Annotated in this window: 2 protein-coding genes and 1 pseudogene; 2 read left to right on the forward strand and 1 reads right to left on the reverse strand. The window is 48.7% G+C overall.

The window, feature by feature from the left end:
• On the reverse strand, positions 1–162 hold a 162-nt coding region (locus PX636_RS16395), incomplete at its 3' end, for an ATP-binding cassette domain-containing protein (RefSeq protein WP_288117864.1).
• 274 nt (positions 163–436) lie between these two features.
• Here PX636_RS16395 and PX636_RS16400 point away from each other — a divergent pair.
• Positions 437–1,513: an AI-2E family transporter gene (locus tag PX636_RS16400; protein WP_288117862.1), complete on the forward strand. Its 1,077-nt coding sequence runs from the start codon at positions 437–439 to the stop codon at positions 1,511–1,513.
• Between the two features lie 25 nt (positions 1,514–1,538).
• Positions 1,539–1,696, forward strand: a pseudogene (locus PX636_RS16405) (RNA-guided endonuclease TnpB family protein); the annotation flags it as partial.

Here is a 1,696-nt window from a genome sequence, read left to right on the forward strand (position 1 = left end):
TAAACCGGTGATCAGATTAAATAAAGTCGTTTTTCCCGCCCCATTGGGTCCAATTAAGCCAAAAATCTCGTTTTTTTGTACCTGAAAGGAAACCCCATCGACGGCGACTAATCCCCCAAATCGACGGGTGGCTCCCCGCACTTCTAATAAATTTGCTGGCATCCTTGTTAACAGATTAAATTAGTCGATTTTACTCGATCAAGACGATTGCAAGTAAGCATTGCACCGACCAAAAAAAAGATATTTGTCAGGAGATTTACCCTGAAAGAATCAGTTATCAAGATTTATCGGGCAATTATTTTGATTAGGAAATATTTTACACAATCCCGACCAGATAAGCAAAACGGCTCACCACTACTAGCGAATCACTACCGATAACGAAAAACTGCCATAATTGCAGAAATGTCCTCATCTAGCCAAAAGGCGATCGCTATTGATGAAAAATGACGCTAAAATTATCGATCTCGTCATCCGGCTGTTTTTTCTCGGCCTGTTGTTATTTGCTGGGTTCACCCTGCTGCGTCCCTTCCTAACCATGATCCTCTGGGGAGCAATTCTAGCGATCGCTTGGTATCCGCTCTTTCTCTGGTTAAAAAAGTTACTCGCTGGCCGGGCGAAACTGGCCACAGTTCTCCTCACCCTACTTTGTCTAGGGATTATTATCGGTCCGGTGAGTGGCATTGCAGCGGTTCTGGCGGGTAATCTGCGAACGATGGCCGAATATATCGATACCGGTGCGGTGCTGATTCCCCCTCCCCCCGACGATGTGGCCACCTGGCCGCTAATTGGCGAAAGGATTGCCAGTCTCTGGCAGCAGGCATCCGATAACACAGGTCAATTTCTTCAACGCTTCGAGCCACAATTAAAAGAACTGGGAAAAATCTCCCTTTCTCTGGCCACCAGTACCGGTCTGACGGTGCTGAAATTTATCGCCTCGATTCTGATTGCGGCGGCCCTCACCCTCTCCGCTAAAAATCTGACTCACCTGATGAACCGGTTAGCGGAAAAGATCGCCCCGGGTCGAGGAATCGCGCTGGCCGGTCTGACCGCCTCTACCGTCCGCAATGTTAGCCGCGGTATTATTGGCGTTGCTATTATCCAGAGTCTTTTGATCGGCATCGGTTTAGTAACGGTGGGAACGCCTGCGGCCGGTTTATTAACTCTCCTCACCCTAATTTTGGGCATTCTCCAAATTGGCCCCGGTTTGATTGTCTTGGGGGCGCTGATTCACGCTTGGGTAACACTACCCCATTCCATCGCCCTATTATTTACCATCTGGATGATTCCCGCCACCTTGGTGGATAATTTCCTCAAACCGATCTTAATGGGGCGCGGTCTGCCCATTCCCATGGTGGTGATTCTGCTAGGGGTGTTCGGGGGAGTGATCGCCTACGGGATTATTGGTTTATTCGTCGGGCCAGTTCTGCTCGGTCTTTGCTACGAGTTAGTTAGGGCTTGGATTGGCGAGGATAGCCCCGAACCGGTGGCAAATAGCCATGATCGGCCAATCTAAGGGGCGATAGCTCTGATTTTTACCTAATGCAGCCATCAACATTCTTAAAAAAGGGTTGAAATATTTGGGAAATCATCTCAACGGTACTGTTGGGCAAACAGAAACCGACCCAAACGCCTTGGCAGAGTCCGGTCTCTGGGTTTTCAGTGGAGACATTGAGAATCTAAGCTGTCTCGTTGAACA

This window comes from Microcystis sp. M53598_WE2, from assembly GCF_030067735.1.
GTDB classification, from domain to species: Bacteria; Cyanobacteriota; Cyanobacteriia; order Cyanobacteriales; family Microcystaceae; genus Microcystis; species Microcystis aeruginosa.

Excerpts from the sequence above, each read along its gene's own strand:
- PX636_RS16400 (WP_288117862.1), top strand. The coding sequence starts at position 437 with ATGAAAAATGACGCTAAAATTATCGATCTCGTCATCCGGCTGTTTTTT.